The sequence below is a fragment of the Carnobacterium sp. GW821-FHT04C06 genome (assembly GCF_059420345.1).
Map to the genome: position 1 here is coordinate 252,946 of NZ_JBWKTN010000004.1, position 26,507 is coordinate 279,452.

Consider the following 26,507-nt stretch of genomic DNA (forward strand, 5'->3'; position numbering starts at 1 on the left):
CTAATTATTAGAATATACTATCTAAAGTATAGCGAACATTTAAAGATCTGTTAAGTAGGTACAAATTTGTAACTATCTTCTTAAATCCTGTTCTTTGTAGAATTGCCCCCATTTTCGCATAGCTTCAATGACAGGCAACAAGCTTTCTCCTAAAGGAGTTAATTGATATTCAATGTGAGGAGGAACTTTCTCAAAATCAATCCGTTCCACCAATCCATCTTCAATCATCGAAGTCAGACTTGCTGTTAATACTTTTTGAGACACACCTGCCAATGATCGGTGCAGTTCTGAGTTTCTTTTTGGTCCAGTAATCAAATCACGAATAATGAGCGTTTTCCACTTGCTTCCAATTAATTGAACAGTCGTTGCCACATCACAAAGCGGCATTTCTTCTTTTTTTATCATAAAAATCAACTCCTTGAAATTCTCTCTTTTAATTATATAGAACTTTCCAATTAATTCAATTTCCTATAAACAAAAACACTGACACGGTTCCCCCCTTGACATTAAACCAAGGTTCAATGTTATGATTCATTTAAGGAGGAGATCGTCAGATGCAACGAATTAAAGCTTTTTCAGATAAATTAGCAATTCCAGCTTCTTCCATTCGATATTATGAAAAAAAAGGATTGCTTGAAACAAAAAGAACTGAAAATAAATACCGCGTGTATGATGGAGATGATGAACAACGCTTAAAGCTGATTTTAGTTATGAAATATTCAGGTTTTTCCATTAAAGAGATAAAAGAATTGCTATCCTTTAGTAATACACCTGATGAAGAGGACTGCATTAAACGAACGAATGATTTATTGTTAACTAAACGAGAAGAACTACTAGTAAAAATAGCAAATTATCAAAAGATTATTGATTTACTTGATTTAATGAGACCCCTTGCAATCGCTGAGGTAACAGAGGAAACAACTAAAACTCTAAATGATCTTGTGAACTTAATTTTTGACAATAATCTTGAGGAGGAATAATATGCGAACAACGATTATCACAGGACATCCCTATTCAAAAAGTTTTAATCACGCCCTTGTAGAAAAAATTACAGCAGAAACAAATGCTACCGTAATCAATTTAATTGAGGATCGTTTCAATCCTGTTATGGAACTTGAGGACTTAGCAGGCTTTTCAAAAGGGATGTCACACGACCCTCTTGTTGAAAAGTATCAAGAACTATTATTGCAAACAGATCAGCTCATTATTGTTACACCTATTTGGTGGTACGGTCTGCCAGCAATTTACAAAGGATTTCTCGATAAGGTCATGTTAAAAGGATTTGCTTATACTGAAACTAAAGGGCGTTTAGTAGGAAAGCTAACAACGATTCAAGAAGTTCTTCTCGTTACCACTTCAGAAGCACCTAAATGGTATATTCGTTATTTTGCTGGCAATCCTATTATAGGACTTAAAAATAGAGTATTTAAAGATATGGGCCTAAAAAAAGTAGCTTGGATTCATCAGGGAAACATCGCAACTACCACCCAAAAAAAGCGACAAACTTTTATCCAAAAGGTTGTTACTCGTGCACGTTTAAACTAATTCATTACTCAACACCAAAACATGATGCTAAACCAATGATAAATGAACCTGTATGTTACTATTAGAGTTCTTTATCATTGGTTTTTACTCGTTCTTTCAATAAATTACAAGCAGGTTGTTCCTAAGTGTATTTTAATAAAGCGTTGACCTAAAGAATGAAAAGGCTTACAATTTATATTGGAATGTAAAAAAAAGAAATGGGGAATATTACTATGAGTACCGATAACGCCGTACTAGCAAGAAATACGAAGGAAGCACCACAAAATCCTTTCTATTCACAAACAGTCGCTTTTTCTCATTACAATCATCTTTCAGCTCAATTGCCAATTGATCCACTATCTGGCAAGCTGCTATCTGGATCTGTAACGGAACAAGCTGAACAATGCTTTAAAAATATTAAAGCGATTTTAACTAGTATCGATCATGTGATGAATGATATTGTTCGACTAACTATTTTCGTTAAAAATATCAAAGAGATTGAAGCCGTAGAAAAAGTTTATCAAACCTTCTTTTCAGGCTATTTCCCTTCAAAAACAGTTGTTGCAGTGGATGCTTTACCGATGAACGCTTTGGTACAAATTGAAGCTCTTGTTTCAAATGGCGAAGGAACAATTCCAAAAGCTCCACAAGCAGGCGACTTAATCAAGCTGACAAATAATACACCTCTTGCGCCAATCGACCAATTTTCAACACAAACTGTCGCTTTTTCGCATTACAACAATCTTTCCGCTCAGTTACCTATCGATCCAAAATCTGGTCGCTTAGTAGTGGGTGGTATTAAAGAGCAAACTAGACAGTGTTTGAAGAATATTAAAACGATTTTAGAAAGTATTGATGTTCCTTTTGATGATATTGTTAAAACAACTCTTTTTCTTAAAGACCCTTCAGACATTGACGCTGTAAATGAAGTTTACGCAACCTTCTTCCCAGATTCTGCTATTGCAAGAGCTGTGGCTTATGTGCCGGCTCGAACAACCGTTGCTGTTTCTGATTTACCAATGAATGCTTTAATTCAAATTGAAGCGATTGTCTCCCACGGAGATGGCACACCGCCACAAGCAATTGAGGACAGACACGGTCTTATTCTTGAAGCAAACAATACTAAAAACGCACCAATTGATGCTTTAGCGACACAATCTGTCGCCTTTTCCCATTATAATCATCTTTCAGCTCAATTGCCTATCGATGCAAAAACAGGTAAATTCGTCGCTGGTGGCGTAAAAGAACAGACGCAACAATGTCTTGAAAATATTAAGACGATTATTGAACATGTTGACCACGTGATGGAGGATGTTGTGAAGGTAAACCTTTATTTAAAAAACATCACCGATCTTGATGCTGTCGATGAAGTATACGCAACCTTCTTTCCTTCAGGAACACCTGCAAGAAGAATCGTTGGCGTATCCAATCTACCTCAAGATACATTAATTCAAATTGATACTGTTTTAGGAAATGCCGAAGGAACACCTCCCATTCTAGCGTAAAAAAAAATTCTTGATGAAAAGCGGTGATGATGCTTTTTATCAAGGATTTTTAATTCCTGTTCCTTTTTATAACCTGTTAAATCTTTTTACATAAACGGATGTACATCAACTAATGTATAACTTGATAAGCAGACTAATCGATTTGAAGTTTATAAGTGATTATATCAGTGTTTTAAGTGGTTTTTCTGCGAACAGGCAGAGCTGAATGTTGAGCTTTTCCTTGCTGACTTTTTGTAACTCTATAGAATACATGTTCAATGAAAATAGTGTAGCAATCAAAAGATATCTACTCTCGTACATTCAAAAGAAATATAAGAATCTTCGATGATATCTCCATCTATTTTATCAGTGTCTAATTCAAATAAAAATCCACCAACTTTTACTATTTTTTCTTTTACATCAATTAATTTTCCAGAAATAAGATATGAAAAATATCCTGTCAATTTTGTTATCTCTTCTTTAAATTCCTTATTAACCATAATATTTGTTACATCTAAACAATAGACAGGTTCTTTCAACTCATCACCTACAGACAAATCAAGAGGTTGTGAAAAGCATAGCATTTTAAACCTATCATCAGTAACTTCAACCTCAGCTTCCTTTATTGCCTCATTTATCCACATTATTTTATCTATCCTCATAAGACCAACCTTACATTAATAAATATATTTTTATTCCTTTCTAGAAAAAGTAAAATCAGCAAATTGAACACTTACTAATGGCTTCATGTAATTATAAGTATATATATCCAATTTAGGAAATTCACTATTTTCAAATTCTATTTTTTGAATAGTGAACTGGCTCCAATTTAATTCTCCATTATTCAATTCATATAAGTTTTTTGGCATATCGTAATTAAAGTTTAGACAATTACAAAATTTAAATTCAATTCTTTCACCTTTTTCCAATTCCGTCCAGAAATAATCAACTTCTATTACTAAATCAGTAAGGTTCGCTTCAAAATATATTTTTGTTATAATGCTATCTGTGAAATCAAATTCAGATAATTTTGCTTCAATAATATCGTTTTTATTCACAATCATTCTCCTCTAATTTAAATTTTTAAAATAAAAATGGGTCAATTCTCTAACTTCCTGCCTAGTTGCATTGCTCGGAAAAACCCCAGAAGCATCTACATAATTTTCTCCCGAATTTTGAACTCTAAAATAAGGAATACCATATCCTGGATTTGCATGAATTCTTATTTTTTCCCCAGTACTTGGATTGATAAAAATTGTAGCTACACCACTTTTTGAACCACCTTGTTCAATTGATTTTTGCCATCCTTTTTTTTCCAACTGCTGAATTAATTCGTTAGGAGTTAAATTATTAGCTATTGCTTTAATACTTTTCCCTTCCCATTTGAAAGCTTTAATTGTATCCCCAGTTTTATCCAACGCCTTAAAATTCTTCCACTCTTTTTCCGTTAAATGAATGCCATCTAATCCTTTTCCTGCTTTTTTAGCTAGCTTCGCACTCTTTATGATATCTTTTATTTTATCAGGTGGCAAGACGCTTAATAATAGCCAAAAGCTTGCTCCAGCTTTCTGAACTTTTGTGGAACCATCGTCCATTAAGACCTCAACATCATCAATCCCTATCAATATCTTCAAAATGTCTGGAGTCAGTTGTGCCATCATGTCTACGGATTCCATTAGTTTTGATTTCTGTAAGGCTTCTGTAGCTTCTTTTTGAACTTTTCCATTTTTCATAAACTGATAAAACGTTCCATATTTTGTTTTGATTTCTTTGATTTCATAACGATCTTCTTTATGATTGCTATTGTATGATTCTAGCTTTTGGTACCAATCTAACGTATTCAAATTTAAGGCATGGTACCCATTTGCCCCACTTTCAAAATTTTTGCTATTTCCTAAGTACGCTAACCCTTGTAGAATTGCCCTGATAGTTTCATGAACGTTATCGAAATTCCCTCGTGTTTGGTTCTCAAATTGTTCGTATCGTTTTAACAATTCAATCTCTTTCATTTTTCCGTACATACTCTGTTGTCCGAAAAACTCTTTTAAAACAGGCACATCTTTAAAGACTTTCGCCATTTCTTCCATAAAGTCTAATTTTTGTGTTTGAAGCTGTCTTAATTGATTTTGTAAATCCTGTAATTCATCTGTGTCTAGCCTATTTTCAGCTTCTCCCACAAGGCTTTTAAAAGTGGCAAGATACGCTTTAAGTGTGTCGTCTAAGTCATATAGAGCGTTAAAAATACTATCTGAAATGGTTTTATAATTTCGATGATAGCTTTTAGCAGAAGACCACGCTTGCCCTTGAAGTTCATTTTCTTCTACAAAATGGTCATTGGCCCGATTGTATTCTTTTAAATAAGAGACAATCGATTGTCTAAGACTGGTTAGTTCATCGGATAGCCCTTTTAATTCTTGGTAGTCGATTCTTGGCATTCATTTTCCACCTTTCTTGCTTTCAGAAAATCTTCTTCTAGTTGATTTCGTTGAGCAGTTTTTTTGCGGATAAGCTGTTCTAAAGCTTCTTCCCCACTTACTAATTTACGGTTGAAGAATTGTTGTTCTTCCTCTAACTGGTCGCATTCTCTGCTAATCGAACGTTCTGCTTCTGTTCCTCTACTTAATTGATGAAGCTTTCCCCACAATTCTTTTTCTTTAGTTTGCATATGTTGGAAAGTAGAGTAAGCTGTTTCAATGGCTTGATTCGTTTTCTTTAACTGACGTAATTCACTTTCAGAGTCTAAATATTCTTCATTTAGCTGACGATTACTTGGTTGATTCATGATTAGTCGAACCCCCATTCTTGATCGGTTTTCTTAATGGCTTCATGAATTTTTTTGAGATTTTTAACGTCGGTATCAACTCCTGTGTGAAACTCCTGAGTTGCTTTTTTCATATCTGACAGACAAGATTTCAACGTCGTCACTGCTTGACTGTTTGAGTATGAAATGGATTTTTTTAATGAAAAGTTCACTTCTTGAGTCGCTTGAACCATTCCTTTTGATAAACTGGAAACAACTGTTTCATTTGTGGCTATTTTTGTCATATGTAGCTCCTTATTGAATTATTCTAAATAGTTAAAATAACTAAGTTAATTTAATTCTATTTTATCATAGTTAAGGAGTTATTTTATTCCCACTCCGTCATAGCTAAGTGTATTTTGAATGAATTTGAATAGTTTAAAGCTTTTTACTTAGATTGAATTAGTGAGTAGTTATTAGAATTTTGTACGGTTGTTTGCAAAATGTTTGCAAAAATAAAAGTTGTATGATATTATGTATTTGTAACCGAGACAAAAAAACAATCGGAAGGAGGCTAATATTATGGCTAGAGATTATATGAGTATAAGGCTTTCATATGAAGCTAAATTTTGGTTGGAAAAATTACAAAGTCATGTGCAACAAGTTCTAGATAAATCTATTAATGAAAAAGAAGTAGATGATATGGAAATAATTTTGAAAGAATATCTTGAAAAAATTTCAGATTCACTTGGTGGCGTCTCAATAACAAATATACTTAAAGTATCAGCTTCAAGTATAATAGAGAAAGCATATTATTATACTGAAAATTATTCGTTAGAAAAATGGTTGGAAATTGATGAATTAGTACAAAATAGTAAAATTAATTCAAATTTAGAAGTAGGAACACTTACCCCACGTTTGTATTTAGATAAAGAAGTGATTAACGGTTTAGAACAGTACAGATATGATTTTAAAAAAGAAAATATGGTACGTGTTGTAAAAATGAGTTATGTGATAAAAAATGTATTGTATGCATATCATTTAGAAATATTAGGAAAGGAAAATGATTGAAGATTCTTTTAGAGTCTTCAAATAATTTTTGAACCGTATGTCTCGGTTAGCGAGACTAATAAACTGTAAGAGGTGGAAAAATGTCCTATGAAACGCCAGAAGGAAAAGTAATAAAAACAATAGCAATCAGCGTATCACATTTACAAAAAACGTTTGATGATTATGCTAAAGATTTTCCATTTGAATGTCTGTCAGTGTTAGACTTTCTTGAATATGAAATTGTAAATGGTGCTCGAATTGTTGAATTAGAGGAGGAATAACATGAAAGAACGAGTAAGGGGCTCCCCTCCCCTACTACTAAAAAATGTGGATATGTTGCTGAATTAAAGAAATGAAAGGAATGAATCAGTTATGAAAAATATCAACGAATTACTATTGTTAGAAGGCATTGCTTTATCAAGTTTATCGGATAGAGTTCTCAGAAAGTTACAAACATTAAGATTAGGTAAATCAGAAAGTTTTGATTTCACTCAAGATAATGTATTTGAAATGTCTGTAAAATACACTCTACCAACCGCAGAGAACGTCATGGATAATGTATTAACTGCATGCCGTTTATTCACCAACGAAGGAAATAGACTGATAGACTTAATCATTTCGAAAGATGGTGATTATAAGTTCTATCATAACAGTTTTTTCTACTACACCGATAGTGAACTAAATAGTAATATTGCTTTAAAGCCAATAAAAAATGCCTTAGAAGAATTTCAAATTAATACTTCAATTAATCATAAATACTTTGCACGTATTGCTGATGAATCAAGCATAGAAGAGATTCAAAAATTAATGCCTAAAGAATCTTATTTATATCACAAATTAAAGAGAAAATTTGCTAAATCTACCGAGTGTAATGTTCGATATTCTTATCTTATAAAAGTCATTGCAGGATTAAATTTAATGGATAATGAGGTGAAATAAATGGAAAATTTATACAGATTAAGCAGAACTATAAATTTTGTAATGATTGTATTATTTGGAATCTTTTCGGGATTTGTTGGTAAAACGAACATTACCACGTTTGATGCGCTTAGAACAGCAAAGGCTATGCTTTTCCTAGTTATTGTATTGTCAATTATATCTCTACCCGAATTAATCTTGATGTATATTGAAAAAAGAAAAGAAATTAAGGAGGTAAAAAGATGAAAAATTTGTATCGAAACTTTTCATTTACGCTAGTACTCATTATCTCTATATGTGTAGGATTTTCAGGAGATTTAGGAAAAATACAAGTTAAAAGATTTCTTCCTTATCTAAGTGTAAAAGCATTTTTAATACTATCAGTTGTACTTTTAATATGCTCTTTGCCCGATATAGTTGAAATGATAATAAAATCAAGAACTAATAACAAGTGAACCTTAAAAAACTTAAAGAAAGCAGGTGGGCAATATCATAAGCAATAAATTAAAAAAACAAATTATCTCTATCTTTGGGCTAAAAACAGAAAACGAAATAGGACAACTTTATATTGTAAGTTTGAGTCAAATCTACAAATCAAGATTACCTTGGTTCGTATATTTTAAAAGATTAGCTCTCTTTAGTCTTGCTGTTTTAGTATTGAGTATTTTTTTTGGTCTCAAAGGAAATTATGGCGTTGCAAATTTCATTCTCACAGTGTACTGCTTGGGAATAATCTTGACAATCCTTATTCGATTTAAAAAGAAATTTTTTCCTAATTACCGATCATACGAACCCACTTTGAAAAATTTTATTTATCAAAATAATCTTTATGAAGAGGATAGAAATGGGCAATTAATAAGTGAAATTCGCATGGCTTATATTGAGGAGGAAGAAATACTAAAAGTTATTATTGAGAAGAATGGAGATTCTTACCAAAAAGTTGCGAATCAACTTCGAGAACCGCTTGAGTCTAAGCTAAGTATGTCGTTATATGAAGTCAATGAAACAATGGATTATGTTGAATATATTTTCATGAAATTTGATATTACACGTGAACAGGTAGTTTCTTTACCAAAAGAAGATGACAGCTTGCTTATTCAAATACATGGTGATTTTAAAGTGAATTTGAGGAACAATTACAGCATGCTGATAAGTGGCGCTAGTGGTGCAGGTAAGTCCTATTTCACCTATTTCTACCTAACTCGATTCATTAGTCAAAAAGTGAATGGCAAACATGCTAATATTATGGCTATTGACCCTAAGCAGAGTGACCTTTATAAGCTCTTTAAGACTGTAAATATGCCTACTGAGAACTATGGAACATCAAATGCTGATGCTTTTAGAATCGTAAAACATTACTTGGCTGAAATGGAGCATAGAATGGCTCTATATGATGAAAGCTCGGCGTTTGATTCAGTTGGTATAGATATTGGTTTGGAGCCCACACTTTTAGTGATAGAAGAGTACAGTTCGTTAGTTGCAAGTATGGACTCTAAGCAGAAAAAAGAATTTGAAAACATGGTAGCTATTATTGCCCAAAAAGCCAGAAGTCTATCAATGGGAATTTTGATTGTTATGCAACAGCCCAGGGCGGATTCTCTAAGCTCTAATATCCGTGAACAGCTGCAAAATTCTGTATTTTTAGGAAATCCAAGTAAAGAATCTGCAGGAATGATGTTTGGTACAACAGATGTTCCACAAGTTAGCGGAAAAGGTGCAGGTATGTATTCTATTGAACGTAGTGCACCAAAATCATTTGAATCACCACAATTTGAGAAAAACGTATTTGAAGCGATTTTACCTGTATGGGAACATGTAGCACATTCTTATAATGAAAATGTTTAAACTAAATGAGCGTTTTGTAAATGATTAAAGCGTTCTTTGCTTTCATTATTTATGAAATGCCCTCACGAAGTCTGCCGAGTGACAAGGGCAGTCAGCTTGAAAAGCTGAAAATGATAATATTTGTTGAAAATGAAGACTACTTTGAATGCTGATTATTTGTTGAGGCATTTCTAGTTCGGCAGAAAATCTCTGATTTTCTGAGCGGGGCGGTCGAATTAGAAATAGTTTCAACGAGAAACTTCCGGCCTGCTTGTAATACCAGGCCAACAGTAACATGTTTTCACGATAAAAAGCTTATGTGTCAAGGGTTTTAAGCTGTTTTATAAAGGCAAGAAAATGGCTTCATTTTGAACAAATTTAGAGAAATGAACGGTGGTGTATTAATAATTGCAAAAGCGGAATTTGTTACTGCAAAGCTAGATTGGATTAAAATTAGGCTATGGGAACAGCCAGAAATAATAATTAATGAACTACTTGGCATTGAAATTATGGACTGTGAGCTTTCAGATGGTCAACTGAGGTTCTATGGTTACGATTCTTATTACTCATACGGCTTAATTCATATATATACTTACCGCAATGCACTTTTTACACCAGATTGTTGTATTCAGCTAAGTGGTCAAGCGTGTACTCAACTTGAAATAATCTTAAAGAGTAAGTCATTAACTTGGAAGAAATTCTTTCAAGTAGCTTTTGGAATTTGTGAGAAAGTTGAATTTCTACGATTAGACTGTGCTCTTGATGATAAAAACGAGCTACCTTATTTTACAGTAGAAAAGTTGATTAGTAAGGCAAAGAAAAATCTTTATTGGTCAAATGGTCGTGATTATTCAATAAATGAATCAAAGTACCGCCTTACAACGGGTAAAACCTTAAATATAGGCTGTCGTACAAGTGATCTAATGTGTCGTATTTACAATAAAGCTATCGAGCAAGCTAAAATGACTGGAATGGATATATCAGATTTTGGTAGTTGGAATAGAATTGAAATTGAATTAAAAAGAGAACCTGCTAATGATATGGCTAGGAGAATCGCTTATGAGAATGAATCGCTTGAAAATCTTATTCGGGCAGTTCTACGTCAAGAACTTCGTTTTTACACAGATAGCTCAAAAAAAACAGTCTGTAGGTTTTGGGATAAGTTTTTATTGAAAATACCACCTATTAAACTGAATAGAAAATACGAAGTTACAACACTACAAAGTAGTGCTAATTGGCTTGAGGAACAAGGAGGATTAGCGACATATCAAGCGTTTGTATTCTTATCAGAGAACAACGCATTAGGGAATTTAAATGATTTGAGATTTCAAAAAAAAGACTTCTCTCGTGGATTGGCTGAAAGAATGATAGCTCATTTAGTTTCTATTGGACGAACTGACTTAATTTCAGATGTACACGCAAGAACAAAAAAAGAAAAAGAATATTAACAACTAGATTAAAGGAGGAAATTATGGTTACAATAACAAAATACGACTTGATAGAACTTGGATACGGAACAAGTCAATCTGCCAGTATCATCAGACTTGCCAAATGTCTAATGGTTGAAAAAGGTTTTGCTTATTATTGCTCTAAGAGATTGGCTAGAGTTCCAGTAGCAGCAGTTGAGGAAATTTTAGGAATAAATCTTGAAATTGAAGAAAAAATACATGCCTAAGATTGCAAATGTTTATCAAGATAAAAAGAATGGAAGCTGGTACTTTGTAGCCAGTTTAGGTTTTGATGAAAAAGGTAAACGAGTCCAACATTGGGAACGTGGTTATCCAACCCAAAAGGAAGCAAAATCTGCTTACGATGATTACATGAATGACTATTCTAAAACGGCTATTAAGAAGAATAGTTCAATGAGTTATCAAGAATTCTATACAACTTATTTTGAACCAGACTATAAACGTTCTGTTAAAAAGCGAACCTATGATAACCGAGTTTCTTCCATGAGAATCCATTTCGCCTATTTTTACAAAAGAAAATTAAATGAAATCAGTCCACCAATGATAAAAAAGTGGCAAAACAAATTATCTGAAAAATATTCTAGTGCTTATATTAGAAATATTTATGGATTGTTTCAAATGAGTTTAGATTTAGCTGTAAAGTTAGGTTTATTGCAAAAAAACGTTGCAAAACAAGTAGGAAATGTTAAAAAGACAAAAAAGAAAGTTGATTTTTGGACTCAAGCAGAGTTTGAGAGCGTGATAGCTACCTTTGATACTTCTGATTACTATCAATACTATTCGTTCATGCTTATCTGGCTTCTATTTATGACTGGGTTACGTTTTGGTGAAGCTCAAGCGTTAGAATGGGATAAAGACATTGATTTTGAAAATAAGACCTTACGTGTCAATAAATCTATGTACTATAAAAATGCTGAAGAATATTACATTACTGAACCTAAAACAACTGCTAGCAATAGGGTAATTGCAATAGATAGTGATACGATAAGATATTTAAAGAATTGGAAAATAGCACAAGAAAATTGTGGAGGTTCAAAATGGATTCTTTCTTACAATGGATTACCCACAAATAAGAGTGCGCCCTATCACATTATTCAAAGGCACTCGGAGCTTGCAGGCGTTCATAGGATAAAAACTCATGCTCTACGTCATAGCCATGCGTCATTATTAATATCATTGGGAGAAAATGCTATTGTAGTACGTGACAGGCTCGGACACGAAGATATAAAGACCACTCTCGGGACTTATGGGCATCTATATCCAAATACTAATGTAGAGGTTGCTAATAGGCTTGTAGGTCTTATAAATGTCGAGACAAATGAAATGGCAATAAAAGAAACAAAAAAATTTAGTGGAAACCAATATATCAAGAAAGAAGGAAAATAAAAATGGCAAAATTATTAAGCGTTAGAGATTGGGATTTTAACAATATAGGGAATATCTTTGAATTAGATGAAGTAATTCCAGTTTTTGAACAAGAAAAAAGAGCAGATGAAAATGGTGTGATTATAAAAGATAAAGATGGGAAAGATAAAAATTTTGCTACAGATAAAATCATAGGACAAAATTATTCGGTAACTATACTAGATGGGAAGTTCAAGAAAAAGTCTACGCAAATGAAAATACTTGATCCTAAGCCGTTCATGACTAATGATGATATTATGAAAAAAGACTCTGTAAAAGTTAAATTTGTTAACTTAGAATGCAGTATGCAAGGCCATCCTATGTATTATCGTGCTGAAAAAATTGAGCTTGCATAATGAATATTGATATTGATTCCATAGCATTTTTACATGAACCGTCAATTGGTGTCCTATATTTGAATGGTTTAAAGCCAACTTTTGTACGAGAAAAATTTAATAAGAAAAGTTTGGTATACTCAAGGATAGAGGAAATGAAAGAAACTGGTTTCAATTATGCCTATATGAATGATATTTTGGTTATAGAAGATACAGCAAAGAAACGACCTATCTACGAATGTATGGTAGAAGATTTACCCTTAAGTACGCAGGGCGATTTCATAGCATTCTTTCATGCAGAAATAAAAAATCATATATGGCTAGCAAGCGGTTTGACTTTACCTAATATGGTATACTTGAAACGACATTTAATCACAATCGTATGTAAATAGAAGGTGTCGTTAGAGCATAATTAGGAGGTTATTTAAGAATGCGGAACAACCAAGTAACTATAAAAATTGAAAGATTTGGCGAAGATATACCAGATGAGTTTAAGGAAATGAACATGCAAGTTATGTCTGTTTATGCTGATGGAAATGATTTACACGAGACGTTATGTGGAGCTTTCCAACTAGCCTTAAATGAAGTTGCTAAATATAAACATGATAATTTTACTCGTAGGGAAAGTTTTGATTCCTTGGAACTTACACAAAGAAAAGTTAAGAGCCTTTGCTTAGATAGACAAAGAAAAGAAGAGAATTTAAAGTCAGATAACTAATGGAATAAAGTTGTTGTTTGCAACATATAAAAATAAGAACCTAGAACCTTATAAATAAAGGTCTATAGGTTCTTAATTTTTACCCTTGTTCATTTGTTTTAAGTGATTATGAGTAATGGTTTTAATCTAGTATAATTCTCACAGTAAGAGGCGCAATAATTAATATCCAATTTTTTTCGACACTATAAATAAGATGTTTATTGTAGTTTGTATTTAAATAAATCTAATTTAAATGAACTCATCATACTTTGGTATCTCAATTCTTCATTTGGACTGGCAGCCCCGAAAAAAGCTGTTGCAATTAGTTCCTTTTCATTTAAAGCTAACATATTTTCAATTAATAAAGGAGAAAAATAGACGTTTTCACTATACTCTGCTATACAATAAGTTAAGAAAGAAAAAAGTAATCGATCATCTTTACAAAAATTTAAAGATTTGATGAAATTATCATAACATTCATCTTCCTTAAATCTGGAAACTATAATAATAGTTTCAGATTCTTTTGGAATTACAGATAAATAAATAGATGGGATATATATGGATTCACTATAATTATAAATATCTGCGGCAGGATTCCCCTCTATATCAACACATATGGCAACAGCAGTTGTTACAGTAAAAGCAGTTTTAAAAGGTAGAACTTTAACAAAACTTTCTAATTTATCAAATTCACGAGTTTCATAAATATTTTTAAATCGATTATAGTCAACTTCCATATCTATTATACTTAATTCGTTTCCTCTATAATTATTTGATAATTGCTTGTTTCTTGTGGCTTCAGGTGATTTCTTAAAAAAAGACGAATAACTTTTTTTAAGTCTGTATTTTCTATGAGCTTCAAAACAATGTGCTCTAAAAGCGAACCAATAATTTTGTTCATCAGTTCCCTCAAAGGGAACATCCTCTATTATTTTGAAGTATTCTTCGTCATGATACTTACAAAAACCGTTGAAGGTGCTTGCTTGATTTTTTCCAATCTTTCTAAACTCTAGTTTAGGAACTAAAGAATGTTCTCGATAATTTATATCTAACATATAAACATGTCCTTCATCGGCAATTAGATTTAAGACACCATTATTTTGTAAAGAATGAGAACTTATATAACCATGATCACAATTATTATCAAATCCAAAGCACATTTTGAAATCGGTATCTCTAAAATGCTTATGAGATTCTGAATATAGTCTTTTGGCATTATACTCTTTTTTACTATTAGAGCCATTGTTACTTTTAACGTAACAACAAAATTTGTATTTTTTTCCACTTTCACATGGGCAGGGTTCGTAGGGACCAAATACATAAGGTGTAGTTGTATACGGGTTCATAATTATCCTCATTTCATATCAATAATATTTAATTATATTTTACATTGAAGATCTTTTTTTAGCAAATGTAGTATTGAGAATTCATAGAATAAATTCTATTGTTTGCAAATTGTTAGCAGAATATCAAAAAAATAGCCTAGAATCCTTATAAATAAAGGTTTCTAAGCTCTTTTCTGTTATTCCCACTCCACAGTTGCAGGTGGCTTACTCGTAATATCATACACAATACGATTTACATGACTTACTTCATTAACAATACGAACAGAGATTTTTTGCAAAACATCCCAAGGGATACGTGCAAAGTCAGCTGTCATTCCATCGATTGAAGTTACCGCACGGATTCCAACAGTGTAGTCATACGTACGGCCGTCTCCCATAACACCAACACTACGGATGCCAGGTAGAACGGTGAAATATTGCCAGATGTCACGGTCAAGACCTGCATTAGCAATCTCATCGCGTAAAATCATATCACTTTCGCGAACGATTTCTAATTTTTCTTCAGTAATTTCGCCAAGAACTCGAATTCCTAGACCTGGGCCTGGGAATGGTTGACGCCATACTAAACTTTCAGGCATGCCCAACTCGATTCCTAATTCACGAACTTCATCTTTAAATAGAGTATTTAAAGGCTCGATTAATTTAAATTGCATATCTTCTGGAAGTCCACCAACGTTGTGATGTGATTTGATTGTTTGGGCAGTGTCGGTTCCACTTTCAACTACATCTGTATAAAGTGTTCCTTGTGCCAAGAAATCAATTCCGTCTAATTTAGTTGCTTCATCATCAAAAACATAAACAAATTCATTTCCAATAATTTTACGTTTTTGTTCTGGGTCGCTTACGCCAGCTAGTTTTTCCATAAAGCGTTCTTTTGCATCAACACGAATAATGTTCAAACCAAATTTACCTTCAAGGCTTCCCATTACTTGATCGCCTTCATTTTTACGTAATAAGCCGTGGTCAACAAAGATACACGTTAATTGATCCCCGATTGCTTTTTGTAAAAGAACACCAACAACACTTGAATCTACTCCGCCTGATAAACCAAGTAGAACTTTTTTGTCGCCTACTGTTTCGCGAATTTTTGCAATTTCAAGCTCGATAAAGTTTGAAATACTCCAATCTCCTGCACACTCACAAATATCAAATGTAAAATGTTTTAAGATTTCGTTTCCGTTAACGGAGTGGCGTACTTCTGGATGGAATTGAACTGCATGGAAGTTACGTTTGCTGTCATACATTGAAGCAATTGGACAGTGAGCACTTGTTGCTGAAATAGTAAAGCCTTCTGGGACTTTAGTTACTAAATCACCATGACTCATCCAAACTGTTTCTTCTTTTGCTAATCCTTTAAATAATGGAGCAGTGGCGTCTTCAATCACGATTTCAGCTTTTCCGTATTCACGGTTATTGGCCGCTTCAACTTTTCCACCTAATACATCCGTCATCAATTGCATTCCGTAACAAATTCCTAAAATTGGAATTCCTAAGTCAAAGATAGCTGGGTCAATTTTAAATGCACCCTCATCATAAACACTGTTTGGTCCTCCTGAGAAGATAATCCCTTTAACGTTCATCGTTTTGATTTCTTCCGCAGTGATTTTATGAGAAAGTAATTCAGAATAGACACCGAATTCACGGATGCGTCTAGTAATTAATTGGTTGTATTGACTTCCAAAGTCAAGCACAATAATTTTTTCAATCGTTGTCATATCAGTAGCTTTGGCCACTTGCGCTCACCCCATCTTATTTTTTTGACTTGTCAAACAAGTCTTGGTTATTCGTATATTGTAGCGATTCTTTTGCCTTTGGTCAACATTTCTCACGCTTTTTGAAGCAATTTCTAATATTTTCTTAAATACAGTTGGTCGATTTTGTGATTGGTGGTTTTATGAATAATCAAATCGGCTCGATTTCGCGTGGGCATAATGTATTCTTCTAGATTCGTTAAATTCACTCGTTTCCAGACGTCTCGCGCCATTGTAAAGGCTTCTTCCTGATTTCCTATGGCATAGGAGTAATAGTAGTTTGTCGGGTCTTTAAAGGCTGTTTTAAGCAATAAGCCAAACCGTTCTAAATACCACTGTTCAATTAAATCTGGCTCCGCATCCACAAAAATGGAAAAATCAAAAAAGTCGCTGACGTAAATTTGTTGATTTTGAGGCAATTGTAACACGTTGATGCCTTCTACAATCAAAATATCTGGTTGGTCAATGTATTCAAATTCCTCTGGAATAATGTCGTAGATCTCATGTGAATAAAGTGGTGCCCCAACATGAGGAACGCCATTTTTCACGTCTCCTAAAAAGTTAATCAAGCGATTCATATCATAACTTTCAGGAAATCCCTTTTTATCCATAATGCCACGTTTTTCTAGCTCATGATTAGGGTATAAAAAGCCATCCGTCGTAATTAATTCAACACGCTTGGTTTTGTAGACACGCGATAAAATCATCTGTAAGAGACGTGCTGTCGTGCTCTTTCCTACTGCTACACTTCCTGCAATGCCAATAATGAACGGCTTTTTCTCTACATTTTTCTTTAAGAAACGCAGTTTATTTTCTTGTAGATCTTCATATTGCTTTAAATAAATATCAACTAAATGAGCGATAGGGATATACACTTCTTCAACATCCGTCAAAGATATCCGATCATTTAATCCTTTTAGCTGTTCTAATTCTATTTTCGTCAAAGGAGCGACACTATTTTGATAAAATTCTTGCCATTCATCCCGCTCAATTATATGATATGTCGCTGATTCCTTCATAACAATTGGATCCTCCTAGGGTTAACTTCTTGATTATTGTACCAAAAAAGCAGTCATTTATATAGTTTTCCCACAAGTTTTTTAGATTTCTTTTATTTCTTAAGTTTAACCTTGAGTTCCTGTTAAGTTTTTCTTAGTTTCACGAAGAATTTCTAAAATTTAAGTCATTCAATTTACTATTTGCCATTTATTCGATAAAATAGACTGGTTCACTAGATTTCTCCTAAGCATTAAAATTTCCTTAAATATTGAGATATAATAGTAAAATCAGTTATTCTATGTTAAAATTTTTGGCGGTATGCTTTTTAATACGTTTTGCCTGTTTCTACTATATTAATGTAGAAAATAAGATTGATTATATAGGATAGGAGTTCTTGCAATGAATCAAGAGCCAAAAAAGGGATTCGGGACAGCTAATGGAAAAATTATCTTAATGGGAGAACACGCCGTCGTTTACGGAGAGCCAGCGATTGCAATTCCTTTTCCAGCAGTTTCCATCCAAACAACAATTGAACAAAAAATTGGACCTGCAACTCTTGACTGCACCTTTTATCGTGGCTTATTACAAGAGGCTCCATTACGACTCAACAGTTTATTAACAGCCATTTCTGAAACACTTGCCGTTTTAAAGAAATCTGCTGTTGATTTTTCAATTACAATTACAAGTATGGTTCCACCGGAACGTGGCATGGGGTCAAGTGCTGCCGTTGCCGTTGCGACAATCAGAGCTTTGTATGATTATTTCAATCAGCCTCTTGAAAGAGAACAATTAATGCATCTAATTGATGTTGCTGAAACGATCGCTCATGGCAATCCCAGTGGCTTAGATGCTGCCATGACGAGTGGGACTACACCCCTTTATTATGTGAAAAACCAAGCTTTTGAAGCCTTTGATTTAAATCTTAATGGCTGCTTGATTGTTGCAGATACTGGCATTACGGGACAAACAAAAAAAGCGATTCAACTAATTGAAGAGCAATTTATCACCCATCAAGCAGCTACTCAACAAAAAATCACCCAACTAGGAACTCTTTCAAAACAAGCAAAACTAGCATTAAGCAGCAATGATAAAGAAACGCTTGGCGAAAGTATGAACCAAGCACATCATTTACTTCAGCAGTTAGGTGTTAGCAATTCAACCTTAGATTTACTGGTGGATACGGCAATTGAGAGTGGCGCACTTGGTGCAAAATTAACCGGTGGTGGTTTAGGCGGTTGCATGATTGCCTTAGCAGAAACACAAACTGATGCTGACTGGATTGCACTAAAATTAAAGCAAAACGGTGCTAAAAATACGTGGATTTATCAGATGGGAGCAAATCAAATTGAAAAATAGTGGTCGCGCGATCGCACATACCAATATTGCCTTAATTAAATATTGGGGGAAAAAAGACGATGCTCTAATTTTACCAATGAATAGCAGTCTTTCTCTAACGTTAGATGCCTTTTATACAGATACAAAGGTTACCTTTGATTCAACACTTAAAAACGATCAATTTTACTTAAACGAACAGCTTCAAGATGAACTGGCAACTCAAAAAGTCAGCCGTTTTTTAGATTTAGTTCGTGAAAAAGCAGCCATTTCAACGTCTGCAATCATCCATAGTACCAACCATGTTCCAACAGCAGCAGGTTTGGCTTCATCTGCTTCAGGCTTAGCCGCTTTAGCTGGTGCTAGCAGTCAAGCTTGTGGTTTAAACTTAACTCCAACTGAACTATCTCGCCTAGCTAGAAGGGGTTCAGGTTCTGCTTCACGAAGTATTTTTGGCGGTTTTGTAGAATGGCAAATGGGAGATAGCGATGAAACGTCCTATGCTGTTCCCGTTGATGATGCCAATTGGGATCTTGCTATGCTAATCGTTGTCGTTAATAAACATGAAAAAGCCGTATCTAGCCGTGTTGGTATGAAACGCACGGTTGAGACATCCCCTTTTTATCCAGGCTGGCTTGAAACAACGCCACTTGATTTAGCAGAAATGAAACAAGCCATTCAAGACCATGATTTCCAAAAAGTTGGCGAAATTACAGAACGAAATGGTTTGAAAATGCACGGCACCATGCTCGGCGCTAACCCGCCCTTTTCTTATTGGGAATCAGATAGCATCAAAGCCATGCAACTCGTTCGTGAGCTACGTCATGCAGGACTTCAGTGTTATTTTACAATGGATGCTGGTCCAAATGTAAAAGTGCTATGTAAAAAATCTGAGCTATCACTAGTCAAAGCTCGTTTTAGTCAACTATTTAAAGAAGAACAATTAATTTCAGCAGGCGTTGGTCCTGGTATTCGTTTACTCTAAATCTAGATTTTATTTAATTTGAAGGGAAGTTTAATTTTATGATTGAAGCTTCAGCCCCCGGCAAGTTGTATATTGCTGGAGAATACGCCGTCGTAGAAGCAGGACATCCTGCAATTATTGTCGCCGTTGACCAATTTATTACGGTTCGTTTAACTCACGCAGAAAATTATGGAAGTATTCGCTCTTTTCAATATGGCGAACTCCCTATTCTTTGGACAAGACAAAATGGAGAACTCGTATTAGACAAACGCGAGAATCCTTTTCATTATATTTTAGAAGCGATGAATTTAACTGAACGTTTTGCAAAGGAGCAAGGCAAAGAATTATCTTTTTATGAGCTGACTGTCACAAGTGAATTAGACAATTCAAATGGGAAGAAATACGGTTTAGGCTCAAGTGGCGCCGTAACCGTGGCAACTGTTAAAGCACTTTCGAAATATTATGAATTGAACTTATCAAAAGAACAAATCTTTAAAATCGCTGCTTTAGCTCATTTATTTGTACAAGGGAACGGTTCTTGTGGAGATATTGCTGCAAGCGTCTATGGCGGTTGGATTGCCTTTAAAACCTTTGATCGTGATTGGGTCTTAGCAAAAGAAAAAGAATTAAGTCTAAGCGAACTTTTAAAATTAGACTGGCCCTCTTTATCCATTTTGCCTTTAACGCCTCCACGTGACTTGCGTCTCATCATTGGCTGGACAGGTTCACCTGCGTCAACTTCAAATCTTGTTGATAAGGTGAATGATCAACGTAAACTTGATGTGACTGCCTACGAAACCTTTTTAAAAAACAGCACAAACTGCGTTAATGCTATTATCGAAGCTTTTCAAAATGGCGATATCGAAACTATTCAAAAACAAATTCGGGTAAATCGTCAATTACTGCTTTCAATGAGTGCCAAAACGAACGTCATAATTGAAACACCCGCCTTGAAAAAACTTTGTGATCTAGCAGAAACCTTTAATGGCGCTGCAAAATCATCTGGTGCAGGTGGAGGAGATTGCGGAATTGTCGTTTTCCAACAAAAAGAAGGCTTGCTTCCATTAGTGACAGCTTGGGAAGAAGTAGGAATCACGACGCTACCTCTCCATGTTTTTACAGAAAAAAATGGCACCTCAAAAAAATAAATTCAGCTAGGAGGAATGTACAGTGTCCCAATTAAATCGTAAAAATGAACATGTTGAAATTGCTGAAAAATTTTTCAACAAACCAAAACAATCAGACTATGATGCACTAGCCTTTGTCCATCAATCTTTTCCTGAAATGGCTGTTAATGATGTGGATATTCGTACTTCCTTTTTAGATTTTCATATGTCCTCTCCTTTTTATATCAATGCAATGACTGGTGGAAGTGAAAAAACAGAAAAAATTAATGCCCAGCTTGCTCAAGTAGCGGCAGCTACTGGTGTTGCGATTGCTTCTGGTTCACAAAGCGCTGCTTTAAAAGACCCTAGCGTCACTAATTCCTTCAAGGTGTTGCGCCAATACAATCCAGCTGGTCTTATTTTTGCAAATCTTGGTGCAGATCATTCGGTTGAAAATGCACTTCGCGCCATTGACATGCTTCAAGCAAATGCGATTCAATTACACGTAAATGCCCCTCAAGAGCTGATTATGCCTGAAGGCGATCGTGATTTTCATCATTGGCTAACCTCAATCGAGGCCGTCGTGAAACAAGTGGATGTGCCTGTGATTGTCAAAGAAGTTGGCTTTGGAATGAGCCGCAATACCCTTTCGTTGTTAAATGAAATTGGTGTAGAAACAGTTGATTTAAGTGGACGAGGCGGTACTAATTTTGCTGCAATTGAAAATGTTCGTCGTGCTTCTCATTCTCTTGATTTCTTAGAGAATTGGGGACAATCAACAATTGTTTCCTTATTGGAAGCTCAACCTTTCTTAACGAAAATGAATCTACTTGCTTCTGGTGGCGTACGAAATTCCTTCGACATTATTAAATCCCTTTCTTTAGGTGCCAAAGCAGTTGGTGCATCAGGATTCTTCCTACATTCTATTTTAAACGATGGCGTTGATTCAACCATTCAAACGATTGAAAATTGGCAAGAAGAACTAAAACTCATGATGACGCTCCTTGGTAAAAAGACAATTCCTGAATTGCAAGAAACTGATCTTATTATTAGTGGATCTGTTCGTGATTGGTGCCTAGCTAGAGAAATTGATTACCAGCAGTTTGCGAAGCGATCTTAAAAAGCAAAGAACCTACTTTAAAAATTGTAGGTTCTTTTTTTTGTAGAATAATAAATAAAATAACAAAAAAGAAAATTGTATTGGGAATTTTATACATCATCCAACTATTCAATTTTTAGTTGTTCTCAATCGTTTTTTCAAGAACAACCAAATCCAAACACCGAATGCCGTTTTCGTAAATGGGTTCTGCATAGTTGCTAAAAAAATTTGATTTAACTGCTACCATCCGAAATCCACATTTTTGATAAAATGCTAAATTGTCTAAGCTAGAGTTCCCTGTCCCTACTTCCATTTTTTGATAGCGTTCACGATAATAAGCTATCGCTAGCATTAATGCCTGTCCACCAAAACCTTTCCTTTGCCATTCAGGTAAAAGACCAAAGTTTTTCAATTCAATTGTTGTTTGATCAACTGGAATAAATAACATCACACCTATCGCAAACTGATCCATTAACACTAACAATAGCTCTCCCTTATCAAGGTACTTTTCAACTTCAGTAACCCCCTCATCTCCAATCAACAACAGGTCAAAATAAGGGTATCGCTTCTTTTTTTCAATTGATTGAAAGTGTATCATCTATCTCTTCCTTTCTTTTTATCCTCGCATTTTCTATCATTTCCCTTTATAGTAAAGAGAGTATAAACAATGATTAGGAGCGTGATACATTTGACTAACTTTAAAGCTTTACTGGCAAAAAATGAATCGGATACCATCCAAACAGCAATTGAAGAACTTACTTTAAGCGATTTACCTACAGGAGAATGCCTTATTAAAGTTCATTATTCTAGCGTAAACTATAAAGACGCCTTAGCCACAAAAAAAGGCGGTGGGGTCGTTCGGAACTACCCGATGATACCTGGAATCGATTTAAGCGGTGAAATTGTTTCTTCTACAGATGCCAATTTTAACATTGGAGACAAAGTATTGGTCACTGGCTATCAGCTAGGAACTGCTCATTTTGGTGGATTTAGCGAGTATGCCTGCGTCCCTAGTAAATGGATTGTCCCATTACCAACGGGCTTAACGTTAAAAGAGGCGATGATTATTGGAACAGCTGGCTTTACGGCTGCGTTATCCATTCACGCGTTGGAGCAAAATCCATTGACAGTAACTGATTCAATTCTTGTGACTGGTGCTACAGGAGGCGTTGGAAGTATGGCTATTGCGATGCTAAACAAACTAGGCTATCAACAAATCACTGCTGCCTCTCGAAAAGCTACTGCTTCGACAGACTATTTACACAACATTGGAGCAACAACCGTTACAACACCTGCTGAACTTCAATTGGAAAAAATCAAACCGTTAGAAAAACAACTTTGGCAAGGAATCATTGATCCTGTTGGTGGTCACGGACTTACCCAATGGTTAGCCCAATTAAGCTACGGTGGGACACTTGCTTTAAGCGGTAATACTGGAGGTCTTCACTTTGATTCAACCGTTCTTCCATTTATTCTAAGAGGGATTCACTTAACAGGAATTGATTCAGTAAGTTGTCCTATGGCATTAAGAAAAAGCCTTTGGAATCGCCTTGCAACTACTATGAAACCCGATCATTTAGAAATGATGATTGACAATGAAATTACCTTGAACGAATTGCCTACTGCCTTTAACAAAATTTTATCCGGTGAAATGACTGGTCGTACTTTAGTAAAAATTCATTAAGCTAAAGAGTCTCGCCTAACGTTTTTGTTAGACGAGGCTTTTTTTTATTTGATGGTTTCGTTCGATATAAATCGTACCAAAAAAACGGGGACGATCGTTTTCAAAAACGAGATAACTGTCATCATTGATACCATAGCCAATTGGCACCTTGGCTTTTTTTAGTCCTGCTCGTAACATTCGATGTTCCCGCCATTTTGAATAATGCGCACTAATGACGCAATCCGTTACTAGTCCCAATCCTTTTTTTACACGGATTCCAAACAGGTTATCCTTATAGGAAACCAACATTGTTTCTGGCATAATCAAGCTTCCCGCTGAAAATCCTACTAAAGGAACGCCTGAGTAATAGGCTTCAATTAACACTTTTTTCACTTCGCCTTTGCTGTAAATCCGGTGATATTTCAAGGTATTCCCAGAGCCAATCAAAATCAACTCTGCTGACTGGATAGCTTTTATGAGAATCTCTTTTTCCACATCATCTCCACAAATCGTTTCAAAATGAGTAAAGCCGGCTTCATAAAATAGCTGACGGCATTGTTCCTGATATTTTACCGCTCCACCTACTCGAACCGTTAAATATAAAATTCGCGCCCCTGAGGATAAACCTTCTGTCGCATAATCAATGATTTCCTTACTTGGCGGCGGTGTTCCACCACCTAAAATAATCTTTTTCACTTTTTTATCCATCATCGATGCGCCTACTCTCTACTTTTTCTTCAACATCATCCATTGATCTAAATCTTGAAATCCTAATCGTTTATAGATTTTCCCCGCTATTGGATTATGATAAAACAAACAAGCCGATTTTCCTTGCTCATAGCAATGGGTAACTAACTCTGACACTACCGCTGAGGCAAAGCCCTGACCACGCTCTTCAGGTAACGTCCCTACGCCAATAATCATTCCAGAAGTCTGGCTTTCAACCGAGACCTCTCCACCCGCTACAATTTTACCAGCTTGATTTTTAACAATTTTCATCACTGCTTTTCCTGATTTAATTTTCTCCACTACTTCTTCTGCAACAAGCTCACACTTATTAAAGCAAGTACGCATCAATTGAAAATACTCGGAAATACCTTCAACTTCTAAATCCTCCACTCTTGTCGTATCCACTTTTTCCGCTAACTTCTGACATTCAGCAAAATAAGTACTTGTGGCAATCAATGATGGAAAAGCCTCTTGATAGCCTTTTAAAATCGCTTGTTTTCCTGATAAATAAGTAAAATCAAGGGTTCGAATCAAAGAAATAAATTCCTCGATTCCAGAAAAATCAATACTATGAGTAGGGATGAGATTCTTTTTATACCGCAATAGAACGCCTTCAATTTCCAACGCCTCATTTTCATAACACCAAACGTCTTGACTCGACGAATCAAAGCCATACATCTCAATATCCCCTATTGTAAACAAATTTAGCGCTGGTCCTTTTTCTAAGTAGTCTAATAACCGCTTTTTATCTTTTTCTGTGCATTTTCTAAGCAAAAAAGCCCCTCCCCTTTTTTATCAAGTAGCTGACCATGGTGTGTTGGTTGTCATACTATCCGCAAACGCTTCATTAAATTGATGGTTTGCGATTCTTTTTTGACGACGCTCTTCATATCCACTACAGACCATTTTTTCTTCTTTTGTAGAAGCCTCAATCAGTGGCACAACAATCGTTGGATGCTCAGCTGTTGGAACAGCCACAAAAGTCATAAAGCTTGTTGCCGCTAAATAACGCTTTCCAGTTAACAACTCTTCTCCCATCACTTTTGCAAAAATCTCCATTGAGCGTTTGCCTACTCCTGTAACATAGGTTTCAACACAAACAGAATGATCCTCAAAAATAGGATGTAAAAAATCAAGCGAATCGGTTGACGCTGTTACACAAACGGCTCTGCTATGACGAGTAGCCGAAATAGATGCTGTGTCATCAATCAGACTCATTAATTTTCCACCAAATAAGGTCTTATGTTGATTTAAATCATAGGGAAAAACACGATGAGTTTGAACAACTCTTGACTCCCCACAAGTTTTTGTTAAACGCTTTGTTTCTTGATTCATGATCCTGATTCCTCCAATAGTTGATTCCTTCTTACTTATTATATCATTATTTCCTTTTAAAATTCTCTTTAATTGCCTTCAAATAAACTAGCAGATTTATTTAACTTCCTCTATAATAAAAATCAGAGAGAGGAGATCCTTTATGCGTAAACTTATTTTATTTGGAGACAGTATTACGGCTGGCTATGCCAATGATTTTGTTTCTCCCATTTTAACTAAAAAATTAGCTACCTATTTTCCAGAAGAAACAATTCTAAATGTCGGAATCCCTGGAGACACGACAGTCGATGGCATTGCTCGCTTAGAAAAACACGTTTTAAGCAAACAACCAGATTTAGTTACTGTATTCTTTGGTTCAAACGACGCATCCACTGGTCTACTGGTGCAAATTGACGAGTATCGACTCCATCTAACTAAGATGATTGAAACCATTGGAGCGTCAAAAGTAATTTTAATCACACCTGCTTTAAGCAATCAGGCACTCCAACAAGCAGAACGCCCAAATAGTCGCTTAATCCATTATGGAAATATCGTCCGTGAATTGGCAACTCAATACCAAACAAAGCTAGCTGAATTGCAATTGGCTATGCTAGATCGACCTAATTATTTAGATTGCCTTCAAGAAGATGGTTTTCACTTTAGCGAAATCGGCTATGACGTTTTAGCCGAGGAAATTGCAAAAGCCATCAAAGCATAGACAAGAAGACAGCCCTCTCAAAAAAGAGCTGTCTTTTTATT

33 protein-coding genes are annotated in these 26,507 nt (G+C 34.9%); 20 read left to right on the top strand and 13 right to left on the bottom strand.

From position 1 onward, the window contains the following. Window positions 1–72 precede the first annotated feature (72 nt). Window positions 73–405, bottom strand: coding sequence for a winged helix-turn-helix transcriptional regulator (locus tag AC07SW_RS08590; protein WP_034568298.1), 333 nt, complete (start codon window positions 403–405; stop codon window positions 73–75). A gap of 149 nt (window positions 406–554) precedes the next feature. On the opposite strand from AC07SW_RS08590, the gene AC07SW_RS08595 reads away from it, so the two are divergent. The 3 genes from AC07SW_RS08595 to AC07SW_RS08605 all read left to right on the top strand — a co-directional run bounded on the left by AC07SW_RS08595 (window position 555) and on the right by AC07SW_RS08605 (window position 3,029). Continuing rightward, window positions 555–980 (top strand): MerR family transcriptional regulator, encoded by a 426-nt coding sequence (locus AC07SW_RS08595; RefSeq protein WP_119908512.1) that lies wholly within the window; start codon window positions 555–557, stop codon window positions 978–980. Window position 981: 1 nt separating this feature from the next. After that, window positions 982–1,545 carry an NAD(P)H-dependent oxidoreductase gene (locus AC07SW_RS08600; RefSeq protein WP_494632672.1) on the top strand — a complete coding sequence of 188 codons (564 nt, stop codon included), beginning with the start codon at window positions 982–984 and terminating at the stop codon, window positions 1,543–1,545. 212 nt (window positions 1,546–1,757) lie between these two features. Beyond that, complete coding sequence (locus AC07SW_RS08605) at window positions 1,758–3,029, top strand: RidA family protein (RefSeq protein ID WP_494632674.1); 1,272 nt, start codon at window positions 1,758–1,760, stop codon at window positions 3,027–3,029. A 275-nt stretch (window positions 3,030–3,304) separates the two neighbouring features. On the opposite strand, the gene AC07SW_RS08610 is transcribed toward AC07SW_RS08605, so the two are convergent. The 5 genes from AC07SW_RS08610 to AC07SW_RS08630 are packed head-to-tail and all read right to left on the bottom strand — an operon-like array spanning window position 3,305 to window position 6,053. After that, window positions 3,305–3,670, bottom strand: a complete 366-nt coding sequence (locus AC07SW_RS08610; RefSeq protein WP_135018206.1) for a hypothetical protein — start codon at window positions 3,668–3,670, stop codon at window positions 3,305–3,307. A gap of 30 nt (window positions 3,671–3,700) precedes the next feature. After that, the gene (locus AC07SW_RS08615; protein WP_034568293.1) at window positions 3,701–4,066 is read right to left on the bottom strand and encodes a hypothetical protein; all 366 of its coding nucleotides are present in this window, start codon (window positions 4,064–4,066) and stop codon (window positions 3,701–3,703) included. A 12-nt stretch (window positions 4,067–4,078) separates the two neighbouring features. Next, window positions 4,079–5,443 (bottom strand): T7SS effector LXG polymorphic toxin, encoded by a 1,365-nt coding sequence (locus AC07SW_RS08620; RefSeq protein ID WP_494632675.1) that lies wholly within the window; start codon window positions 5,441–5,443, stop codon window positions 4,079–4,081. After that, entirely contained in the window at window positions 5,416–5,790 is a 375-nt protein-coding gene (locus AC07SW_RS08625; RefSeq protein WP_494632676.1) for a hypothetical protein, read from the bottom strand. Before AC07SW_RS08625 ends, AC07SW_RS08620 begins: the two co-directional genes overlap by 28 nt. 2 nt (window positions 5,791–5,792) lie before the next feature. Continuing rightward, window positions 5,793–6,053: a DUF3130 family protein gene (locus AC07SW_RS08630; RefSeq protein ID WP_494632677.1), complete on the bottom strand. Its 261-nt coding sequence runs from the start codon at window positions 6,051–6,053 to the stop codon at window positions 5,793–5,795. 277 nt (window positions 6,054–6,330) lie between these two features. Here AC07SW_RS08630 and AC07SW_RS08635 point away from each other — a divergent pair, with 277 nt between their 5' ends. The 11 genes from AC07SW_RS08635 (at window position 6,331) to AC07SW_RS08685 (ending at window position 13,466) form a co-directional block, all read left to right on the top strand. Beyond that, a complete protein-coding gene (locus AC07SW_RS08635; protein WP_494632679.1) occupies window positions 6,331–6,819 on the top strand; it encodes a hypothetical protein in 489 nt (162 codons plus the stop codon). Between the two features lie 80 nt (window positions 6,820–6,899). Further along, on the top strand, window positions 6,900–7,079 hold the full coding sequence (locus tag AC07SW_RS08640; RefSeq protein WP_494632680.1) for a hypothetical protein: 180 nt from the start codon (window positions 6,900–6,902) through the stop codon (window positions 7,077–7,079). A 91-nt stretch (window positions 7,080–7,170) separates the two neighbouring features. Then, on the top strand, window positions 7,171–7,737 hold the full coding sequence (locus AC07SW_RS08645) for a hypothetical protein (protein ID WP_494632682.1): 567 nt from the start codon (window positions 7,171–7,173) through the stop codon (window positions 7,735–7,737). Next, complete coding sequence (locus tag AC07SW_RS08650; protein WP_494632683.1) at window positions 7,738–7,962, top strand: hypothetical protein; 225 nt, start codon at window positions 7,738–7,740, stop codon at window positions 7,960–7,962. Window positions 7,963–8,586: 624 nt separating this feature from the next. Then, window positions 8,587–9,561 carry an FtsK/SpoIIIE domain-containing protein gene (locus AC07SW_RS08655; protein ID WP_494632684.1) on the top strand — a complete coding sequence of 325 codons (975 nt, stop codon included), beginning with the start codon at window positions 8,587–8,589 and terminating at the stop codon, window positions 9,559–9,561. A 365-nt stretch (window positions 9,562–9,926) separates the two neighbouring features. Continuing rightward, window positions 9,927–10,988 carry a replication initiation factor domain-containing protein gene (locus AC07SW_RS08660; protein ID WP_494632685.1) on the top strand — a complete coding sequence of 354 codons (1,062 nt, stop codon included), beginning with the start codon at window positions 9,927–9,929 and terminating at the stop codon, window positions 10,986–10,988. A gap of 23 nt (window positions 10,989–11,011) precedes the next feature. After that, a complete protein-coding gene (locus tag AC07SW_RS08665; RefSeq protein ID WP_494632686.1) occupies window positions 11,012–11,215 on the top strand; it encodes a DUF3173 family protein in 204 nt (67 codons plus the stop codon). Then, window positions 11,208–12,395 (top strand): site-specific integrase, encoded by a 1,188-nt coding sequence (locus AC07SW_RS08670; protein WP_494632688.1) that lies wholly within the window; start codon window positions 11,208–11,210, stop codon window positions 12,393–12,395. Before AC07SW_RS08665 ends, AC07SW_RS08670 begins: the two co-directional genes overlap by 8 nt. A 2-nt stretch (window positions 12,396–12,397) precedes the next feature. Further along, on the top strand, window positions 12,398–12,769 hold the full coding sequence (locus tag AC07SW_RS08675; protein WP_208205344.1) for a hypothetical protein: 372 nt from the start codon (window positions 12,398–12,400) through the stop codon (window positions 12,767–12,769). Further along, window positions 12,769–13,140, top strand: a complete 372-nt coding sequence (locus AC07SW_RS08680) for a hypothetical protein (protein ID WP_494632689.1) — start codon at window positions 12,769–12,771, stop codon at window positions 13,138–13,140. The genes AC07SW_RS08675 and AC07SW_RS08680 overlap by 1 nt, the downstream gene beginning before the upstream one ends. A 38-nt stretch (window positions 13,141–13,178) precedes the next feature. Next, window positions 13,179–13,466 (top strand): hypothetical protein, encoded by a 288-nt coding sequence (locus AC07SW_RS08685; RefSeq protein WP_494632690.1) that lies wholly within the window; start codon window positions 13,179–13,181, stop codon window positions 13,464–13,466. 197 nt (window positions 13,467–13,663) lie between these two features. Here AC07SW_RS08685 and AC07SW_RS08690 read toward each other — a convergent pair whose 3' ends face one another. The 3 genes from AC07SW_RS08690 to coaA form a co-directional block, all read right to left on the bottom strand. After that, entirely contained in the window at window positions 13,664–14,791 is a 1,128-nt protein-coding gene (locus tag AC07SW_RS08690) for a YecA family protein (protein ID WP_494632692.1), read from the bottom strand. A gap of 176 nt (window positions 14,792–14,967) precedes the next feature. Then, on the bottom strand, window positions 14,968–16,506 hold the full coding sequence (gene guaA / locus AC07SW_RS08695; protein WP_034573323.1) for a glutamine-hydrolyzing GMP synthase: 1,539 nt from the start codon (window positions 16,504–16,506) through the stop codon (window positions 14,968–14,970). A gap of 131 nt (window positions 16,507–16,637) precedes the next feature. Continuing rightward, the gene (gene coaA, locus AC07SW_RS08700; protein ID WP_034568285.1) at window positions 16,638–17,561 is read right to left on the bottom strand and encodes a type I pantothenate kinase; all 924 of its coding nucleotides are present in this window, start codon (window positions 17,559–17,561) and stop codon (window positions 16,638–16,640) included. A 379-nt stretch (window positions 17,562–17,940) separates the two neighbouring features. Here coaA and mvk point away from each other — a divergent pair, with 379 nt between their 5' ends. The 4 genes from mvk to fni are packed head-to-tail and all read left to right on the top strand — an operon-like array spanning window position 17,941 to window position 22,063. Next, window positions 17,941–18,897 (top strand): mevalonate kinase, encoded by a 957-nt coding sequence (gene mvk / locus AC07SW_RS08705; protein ID WP_119908550.1) that lies wholly within the window; start codon window positions 17,941–17,943, stop codon window positions 18,895–18,897. Beyond that, complete coding sequence (gene mvaD / locus AC07SW_RS08710) at window positions 18,887–19,858, top strand: diphosphomevalonate decarboxylase (RefSeq protein WP_119908551.1); 972 nt, start codon at window positions 18,887–18,889, stop codon at window positions 19,856–19,858. The genes mvk and mvaD overlap by 11 nt, the downstream gene beginning before the upstream one ends. A 38-nt stretch (window positions 19,859–19,896) precedes the next feature. Beyond that, entirely contained in the window at window positions 19,897–20,985 is a 1,089-nt protein-coding gene (locus AC07SW_RS08715; protein ID WP_074401572.1) for a phosphomevalonate kinase, read from the top strand. Window positions 20,986–21,007: 22 nt separating this feature from the next. Beyond that, complete coding sequence (fni, locus tag AC07SW_RS08720; RefSeq protein ID WP_119908552.1) at window positions 21,008–22,063, top strand: type 2 isopentenyl-diphosphate Delta-isomerase; 1,056 nt, start codon at window positions 21,008–21,010, stop codon at window positions 22,061–22,063. Window positions 22,064–22,178: 115 nt separating this feature from the next. Here the strand turns inward: fni and AC07SW_RS08725 are convergent, their stop codons facing one another. Next, on the bottom strand, window positions 22,179–22,640 hold the full coding sequence (locus AC07SW_RS08725) for a GNAT family N-acetyltransferase (RefSeq protein ID WP_135018222.1): 462 nt from the start codon (window positions 22,638–22,640) through the stop codon (window positions 22,179–22,181). Between the two features lie 81 nt (window positions 22,641–22,721). Between AC07SW_RS08725 and AC07SW_RS08730 the strand changes: the two genes are divergently transcribed. Then, complete coding sequence (locus AC07SW_RS08730; RefSeq protein ID WP_413489874.1) at window positions 22,722–23,726, top strand: oxidoreductase; 1,005 nt, start codon at window positions 22,722–22,724, stop codon at window positions 23,724–23,726. A gap of 27 nt (window positions 23,727–23,753) precedes the next feature. Here the strand turns inward: AC07SW_RS08730 and AC07SW_RS08735 are convergent, their stop codons facing one another. Genes AC07SW_RS08735 through AC07SW_RS08745 form a run of 3 tightly spaced genes read right to left on the bottom strand, consistent with a single transcriptional unit; the run spans window position 23,754 to window position 25,769 of the window. Next, on the bottom strand, window positions 23,754–24,416 hold the full coding sequence (locus tag AC07SW_RS08735; protein ID WP_119908556.1) for a Type 1 glutamine amidotransferase-like domain-containing protein: 663 nt from the start codon (window positions 24,414–24,416) through the stop codon (window positions 23,754–23,756). A gap of 15 nt (window positions 24,417–24,431) precedes the next feature. Continuing rightward, window positions 24,432–25,208, bottom strand: a complete 777-nt coding sequence (locus AC07SW_RS08740; protein WP_494632693.1) for a GNAT family N-acetyltransferase — start codon at window positions 25,206–25,208, stop codon at window positions 24,432–24,434. A 21-nt stretch (window positions 25,209–25,229) separates the two neighbouring features. Further along, on the bottom strand, window positions 25,230–25,769 hold the full coding sequence (locus AC07SW_RS08745) for an acyl-CoA thioesterase (RefSeq protein ID WP_034568276.1): 540 nt from the start codon (window positions 25,767–25,769) through the stop codon (window positions 25,230–25,232). 142 nt (window positions 25,770–25,911) lie between these two features. Between AC07SW_RS08745 and AC07SW_RS08750 the strand changes: the two genes are divergently transcribed. Further along, window positions 25,912–26,466, top strand: coding sequence for an SGNH/GDSL hydrolase family protein (locus tag AC07SW_RS08750; protein WP_135023079.1), 555 nt, complete (start codon window positions 25,912–25,914; stop codon window positions 26,464–26,466). Window positions 26,467–26,507 lie beyond the last annotated feature (41 nt).

Bases quoted from the DNA above. Each gene is read 5' to 3' on its own strand.
- AC07SW_RS08750 (WP_135023079.1), top strand. From the start codon at position 25,912: ATGCGTAAACTTATTTTATTTGGAGACAGTATTACGGCTGGCTATGCC.
- AC07SW_RS08715 (WP_074401572.1), top strand. From the start codon at position 19,897: ATGATTGAAGCTTCAGCCCCCGGCAAGTTGTATATTGCTGGAGAATAC.
- AC07SW_RS08690 (WP_494632692.1), bottom strand. From the start codon at position 14,791: ATGAACCCGTATACAACTACACCTTATGTATTTGGTCCCTACGAACCC.
- coaA (WP_034568285.1), bottom strand. From the start codon at position 17,561: ATGAAGGAATCAGCGACATATCATATAATTGAGCGGGATGAATGGCAA.
- AC07SW_RS08630 (WP_494632677.1), bottom strand. From the start codon at position 6,053: ATGACAAAAATAGCCACAAATGAAACAGTTGTTTCCAGTTTATCAAAA.
- AC07SW_RS08725 (WP_135018222.1), bottom strand. From the start codon at position 22,640: ATGATACACTTTCAATCAATTGAAAAAAAGAAGCGATACCCTTATTTT.
- mvk (WP_119908550.1), top strand. From the start codon at position 17,941: ATGAATCAAGAGCCAAAAAAGGGATTCGGGACAGCTAATGGAAAAATT.
- AC07SW_RS08605 (WP_494632674.1), top strand. From the start codon at position 1,758: ATGAGTACCGATAACGCCGTACTAGCAAGAAATACGAAGGAAGCACCA.
- AC07SW_RS08620 (WP_494632675.1), bottom strand. From the start codon at position 5,443: ATGCCAAGAATCGACTACCAAGAATTAAAAGGGCTATCCGATGAACTA.
- guaA (WP_034573323.1), bottom strand. From the start codon at position 16,506: ATGACAACGATTGAAAAAATTATTGTGCTTGACTTTGGAAGTCAATAC.
- AC07SW_RS08685 (WP_494632690.1), top strand. From the start codon at position 13,179: ATGCGGAACAACCAAGTAACTATAAAAATTGAAAGATTTGGCGAAGAT.
- AC07SW_RS08595 (WP_119908512.1), top strand. From the start codon at position 555: ATGCAACGAATTAAAGCTTTTTCAGATAAATTAGCAATTCCAGCTTCT.
- AC07SW_RS08640 (WP_494632680.1), top strand. From the start codon at position 6,900: ATGTCCTATGAAACGCCAGAAGGAAAAGTAATAAAAACAATAGCAATC.
- AC07SW_RS08635 (WP_494632679.1), top strand. From the start codon at position 6,331: ATGGCTAGAGATTATATGAGTATAAGGCTTTCATATGAAGCTAAATTT.
- AC07SW_RS08665 (WP_494632686.1), top strand. From the start codon at position 11,012: ATGGTTACAATAACAAAATACGACTTGATAGAACTTGGATACGGAACA.
- AC07SW_RS08745 (WP_034568276.1), bottom strand. From the start codon at position 25,769: ATGAATCAAGAAACAAAGCGTTTAACAAAAACTTGTGGGGAGTCAAGA.
- AC07SW_RS08655 (WP_494632684.1), top strand. From the start codon at position 8,587: ATGGCTTATATTGAGGAGGAAGAAATACTAAAAGTTATTATTGAGAAG.
- AC07SW_RS08650 (WP_494632683.1), top strand. From the start codon at position 7,738: ATGGAAAATTTATACAGATTAAGCAGAACTATAAATTTTGTAATGATT.
- AC07SW_RS08590 (WP_034568298.1), bottom strand. From the start codon at position 405: ATGATAAAAAAAGAAGAAATGCCGCTTTGTGATGTGGCAACGACTGTT.
- AC07SW_RS08625 (WP_494632676.1), bottom strand. From the start codon at position 5,790: ATGAATCAACCAAGTAATCGTCAGCTAAATGAAGAATATTTAGACTCT.
- AC07SW_RS08645 (WP_494632682.1), top strand. From the start codon at position 7,171: ATGAAAAATATCAACGAATTACTATTGTTAGAAGGCATTGCTTTATCA.
- AC07SW_RS08600 (WP_494632672.1), top strand. From the start codon at position 982: ATGCGAACAACGATTATCACAGGACATCCCTATTCAAAAAGTTTTAAT.
- AC07SW_RS08660 (WP_494632685.1), top strand. From the start codon at position 9,927: ATGAACGGTGGTGTATTAATAATTGCAAAAGCGGAATTTGTTACTGCA.
- AC07SW_RS08735 (WP_119908556.1), bottom strand. From the start codon at position 24,416: ATGATGGATAAAAAAGTGAAAAAGATTATTTTAGGTGGTGGAACACCG.
- AC07SW_RS08675 (WP_208205344.1), top strand. From the start codon at position 12,398: ATGGCAAAATTATTAAGCGTTAGAGATTGGGATTTTAACAATATAGGG.
- AC07SW_RS08680 (WP_494632689.1), top strand. From the start codon at position 12,769: ATGAATATTGATATTGATTCCATAGCATTTTTACATGAACCGTCAATT.
- AC07SW_RS08670 (WP_494632688.1), top strand. From the start codon at position 11,208: ATGCCTAAGATTGCAAATGTTTATCAAGATAAAAAGAATGGAAGCTGG.
- AC07SW_RS08610 (WP_135018206.1), bottom strand. From the start codon at position 3,670: ATGAGGATAGATAAAATAATGTGGATAAATGAGGCAATAAAGGAAGCT.